Consider the following 4,102-nt stretch of genomic DNA (forward strand, 5'->3'; position numbering starts at 1 on the left):
CGAGGACCTGCTGGGCCAGGTGCGTTCAGCGGGCGCGGTGAACATGGACGAGACCGGCTGGCGCCTGCGCGGATCCCAGCGCGCGCTGTGGGGCATGTTCACCGAGCGTCACGCGATCTTTGAGATCACCGCAAGCCGCCACGACGACCACGCCAAAGCACTGCTCGGGCCGAGCAGCGCGATCGTGACATCTGATCGCTGGTGGGCCTACAACCATCTGCCGGTCAAGCGACGACAGATCTGCTGGAGCCATCTGCAGCGCGACTTCGAGTTTCACGCCGAGGGCCGCGGCAGCGACAAGCTGCTCGGCGAGGCCGGCCTGGCGGTCTGCCGGGAGCTGTTTTGGGCCTGGGAGATCTACCAGCACACCGGCGACCGCCAAGAGCTCAAGCGCCGCGTCCGGTTGCTGCAACGCCAGCTCAAAGCGGTCCTGCGCGAGCACGCTGCCAACCACGCCCGCTACCGCCAAAGCCGCCGCTTCGCCCGCGCCATGCTGAAGATCTGGCCCGCGCTATGGACGTTCGCCAACCACCCCGGCGTGCAGCCGACCAACAACCACGCCGAACGCGCCCTGCGCGGCGCGGTCATCTACCGCAAGCTCAGCCTCGGCAGCCAATCCGAACACGGCGAACAACGCATCGCCCGACTGCTCTCCGCACACACCACCTGCCGCCTCCAACACCGCAGCCTGCACGCCTACCTCATCGACGTCCTCACCGCCCGCGCCGCCGGCCATCCAGCGCCGCTGCTGACCTAACCGGCCAGCAGGACACTGAACGCCTACCGGATTTACGGCGCTTGCAGGGACTTTGTGGAGAGCCGACGCGGGGACTCGAACCCCGGACCCCTTCATTACGAGTGAAGTGCTCTACCAGCTGAGCTACGTCGGCGTAACGGCGTCAGATGGTAGCGGTGGGGTCGCTGGCGTGCGCGCGCGCTGGTGCCGTTCGACCCAGACGATCGTGGCGCGGGTACGGTCGGCAGGTGCCTCCGCCGGACGACCGCCCGACCTTCGACCTCCAGTCGCACTCGACGTGCTCCGACGGCACGCTGCCGCCCGCCGAGGTGGTGGCACGCGCGGCGGCCGCGGGGGTGCAACTCCTCGCGCTCAGCGATCACGACACGGTCGACGGCGTCGCCGAGGCGCTCGACATGGCGCGCGCCACCGGCGGCGCGATCCGGGTCGTCGCCGCCACCGAGCTCTCGACCATCGACGGCGACCACGACGATCTGCACGTCCTCGGCTACGGCGTGGACCACACCGACGCGGCCTTCCTGACGACCCTCGAGCGCTTCCGCGCCGACCGCAACGCGCGCGCCGACCGCATGGCCGACGCGCTGGAGGCATGCGGGCTAGCCCTCGACCGCGCCCCGCTGGAGGCGCGCCGCGCCGCGGGCCTGCCCATCGGCCGGCCCCACCTCGCGCAGGCCGCGTTCGACCACCCCGACAACGCCCGGCGCGTCGCGGACGAGGGGCTGGCCGACTTCGGCAGGCTGCTCGAGGCCTACCTGATCCCCGGCGCCCCGGCCTACCGCCGCCGGAGCACGCCGACCGTCGCCGAGGCCATCGCCGCGATCCACGGCGCCGGCGGCGTCGCCGTCTGGGCGCACCCGTTCTGGGACGTCGATGCGCCCGAGGAGGTCGTCGGCGCGATCGACCGCTTCGCGGCCCAGGGCCTGGACGGCGTCGAGGCCTTCTACATCACGCATACGCGCGAGGAGACGCTGCTGGTCGCCGACGCGTGCGCGCAGCGCGGTCTGCTGACCACCGGCTCGGCCGACTTCCACGGCCCCGACCACCCGCGCTTCCACGCGTTCCGGGCGTTCGCGCTGCACGGCATCGAGCCCCGGCTCGGGCCGCTCGCGCAGTCCTGAACAGAACCTGAACGCGGTTGCCCGGTCACGAGGCTTGCGCATGCGCGACCGTGCCGACCAATACTGTGCCGCGCCTATATGGACGCAATCCAGGCCATCGTCCTCGGGATCGTGCAGGGCCTCACCGAGTTCCTACCCATCTCCTCGACCGCGCACCTGCGCATCGTTCCCGCGTTCATGGGCTGGGACGACCCGGGCACGGCGTTCACCGCGGTCGTCCAGCTCGGCACGATGGCCGCCGTCCTCCTCTACTTCCGCACCGACCTGTGGAACATCGCGCGCGCGTGGGTGCGCTCGCTGCGCGACCCGGCCTACCGCGGCACGCTCGACGCGCGGCTGGGCTGGTACATCATCATCGGCACGATCCCGATCTCGATCCTCGGCCTGTTGTTCAAGGACAAGATCGAGACCGACGCCCGCCAGCTCACGCTGATCGCGATCGCCCTGATCGTCCTCGGCCTCGTGCTGGAGGCCGCCGAGCGCGTCGGGCGCAAGGAGCGCGACATCGACTCGCTGACGATGCGCGACGGCGTCATCATCGGCCTCGCGCAGGCGGCTGCGCTCGTGCCGGGCGTCAGCCGCTCGGGCTCGACGATCTCCGCGGGCCTGTTCCTCGGCTTGGAGCGCGCCGCCGCGGCGCGCTACTCGTTCCTGCTGTCGGTTCCCGCGGTCGTCCTCTCCGGGCTCTTCGAGCTCAAGGACGTGGGCAAGGGCGGCGGCGCGGGCTTCGCGCCGACGGCGCTCGCGACGATCCTCGCGTTCATCGTCGGCTACGCGTCGATCGCCTGGTTCCTGAAGTACCTGACCCGCCACCCCGTGACGATCTTCGTGGTCTACCGCGTGGTGCTCGGCGTGGTGCTGCTGGCGCTCGTCGCGACGAACACCGTCAACGGCTAGGCATTGAGCGCCCGCTCGAGCTTGGAGGCCAGCGCCTCCAGCGCGAGCTCCTCGGACGGGTTGAGGATGAAGGTCGTGCGGGTGGTCTCGACGAGGCCGACCGCGTCGCGCAGCCGGCCGGCCGTGGCGGGCGACGCCTCGGCGTCGGACCGGACCTGCTCGGCCCGGTCGCTGTGGTGGATCAGCTCGGGGACGCCGTCCTTGGCGCACGCGACGTCGCGCAGCCAGAGCGCGACGAGCTGCAGGCCGTGGTCCAGCGACGCGGCGTAGGCGCGGCGATGGGCGCGCTTGCCGGCGGTCTCGCCCTCGCGCTTGAGGCGCTTGGCCTCGCGGTCGGGGAGCAGCTCGGCGTCGCCGGCGATCTGCGCCGCCACACCGGTGGCCGCCGCGTCGCCGCGGGCGCGCGCCTGGTCGAGCAGCGTGACGTGCGGGCGCTCGGCCAGCGTGGAGTGCAGCGCCGCGCGGGCGTAGCGCTCGGCGGCGTCGCGCAGCGCCGGACCCTCGCCCAGCGCGAGCGCGAGGGCCCGCTCCGCGTCGCCCAGCGCGAGGCGCGCGCACGCGTCGGCGGTCAGCGGCGGCACGCCGTGCTTGGTCTGCAGGCGCTGCGAGAGCTCCTCCGGCGTGGCGGCCTCGAAGCGCACGGGCTGGCAGCGCGACGCGATCGTCGGCAGCATGTTGCCGGGCTTGTCGGTGAGCAGCACGAGGTGCGCGAACGGCGGCGGCTCCTCGAGCGTCTTGAGCATCTTGTTGGCCGACTGGTCGTTCATCGTGTCGGCGCCCTCGATGACGAAGACGCGGCGCTGCGCCTCGAACGGCGTGTGGTTGACCGCCGCCACCACCGGCTCGTCGATGTCGGAGACGAGCATCTCCGCGGCGCCGCTCGGCCGGACCCAGGTGAGGTCGGGATGGACGCCCTCGACGGCGCGCCGGCGTGCGTTGGCCGGATCGGGCGCGCCCTCGGCCAGCAGCTCGGCGGCGAACGCCCGGGCGACCTCGCGCTTGCCCGCGCCCGCGGGGCCGTGGAACAGGTAGGCGTGCGACGGGGCGCCCTCGGGCGGCACCGCCGCGCGCAGCACCGCGCGGGCGTGGGGATGGCGATCGGCGGCCTCGAGCATGCGCGGGCCAGGGTACTGTCACGCGCCCATGGCAGAGCGCGGGCGACTCATCACCGTCGAGGGCATCGACGGCGCAGGCAAGACGACGCTCGTGGAGGGCGTCGTACGCGCACACCCGGAGCTCACCGTCCTGCGCGAGCCAGGCGGCGTCGCGGTCTCCGAGCGCGTGCGGGAGCTCGTCAAGGACCCGGCGCTCGAGGTCGACCCGCGCGCCG

General features: G+C 72.6%; 5 protein-coding genes and 1 tRNA gene. 4 read left to right on the plus strand and 2 right to left on the minus strand.

The genetic code is table 11. The features are described from left to right. The first annotated feature begins 19 nt into the window (after window positions 1-19). Complete coding sequence (locus VK501_RS11530; RefSeq protein ID WP_324337566.1) at window positions 20-757, plus strand: IS66 family transposase; 738 nt, start codon at window positions 20-22, stop codon at window positions 755-757. A gap of 60 nt (window positions 758-817) precedes the next feature. Here VK501_RS11530 and VK501_RS11535 read toward each other — a convergent pair. Continuing rightward, a tRNA-Thr gene (locus VK501_RS11535) sits at window positions 818-890 on the minus strand. A 94-nt stretch (window positions 891-984) separates the two neighbouring features. Between VK501_RS11535 and VK501_RS11540 the strand changes: the two genes are divergently transcribed. Both VK501_RS11540 and VK501_RS11545 read left to right on the plus strand, forming a co-directional pair. Further along, on the plus strand, window positions 985-1,875 hold the full coding sequence (locus VK501_RS11540) for a PHP domain-containing protein (protein ID WP_324337562.1): 891 nt from the start codon (window positions 985-987) through the stop codon (window positions 1,873-1,875). Between the two features lie 78 nt (window positions 1,876-1,953). After that, a complete protein-coding gene (locus VK501_RS11545; protein WP_324337563.1) occupies window positions 1,954-2,772 on the plus strand; it encodes an undecaprenyl-diphosphate phosphatase in 819 nt (272 codons plus the stop codon). Here the strand turns inward: VK501_RS11545 and VK501_RS11550 are convergent. Continuing rightward, entirely contained in the window at window positions 2,769-3,887 is a 1,119-nt protein-coding gene (locus VK501_RS11550; RefSeq protein WP_324337564.1) for a hypothetical protein, read from the minus strand. The two genes, VK501_RS11545 and VK501_RS11550, sit on opposite strands and share 4 nt — an antisense overlap. Before the next feature lie 28 nt (window positions 3,888-3,915). Between VK501_RS11550 and VK501_RS11555 the strand changes: the two genes are divergently transcribed. Next, window positions 3,916-4,102: dTMP kinase (locus VK501_RS11555; protein WP_324337565.1), on the plus strand; the 187-nt coding region annotated here is incomplete at its 3' end.

The sequence above is a fragment of the Baekduia sp. genome, assembly GCF_035318805.1.
In the GTDB taxonomy this organism is placed as follows: Bacteria; Actinomycetota; Thermoleophilia; order Solirubrobacterales; family Solirubrobacteraceae; genus Baekduia.

Excerpts from the sequence above, each read along its gene's own strand:
- VK501_RS11545 (WP_324337563.1), top strand. The coding sequence starts at position 1,954 with ATGGACGCAATCCAGGCCATCGTCCTCGGGATCGTGCAGGGCCTCACC.
- VK501_RS11550 (WP_324337564.1), bottom strand. The coding sequence starts at position 3,887 with ATGCTCGAGGCCGCCGATCGCCATCCCCACGCCCGCGCGGTGCTGCGC.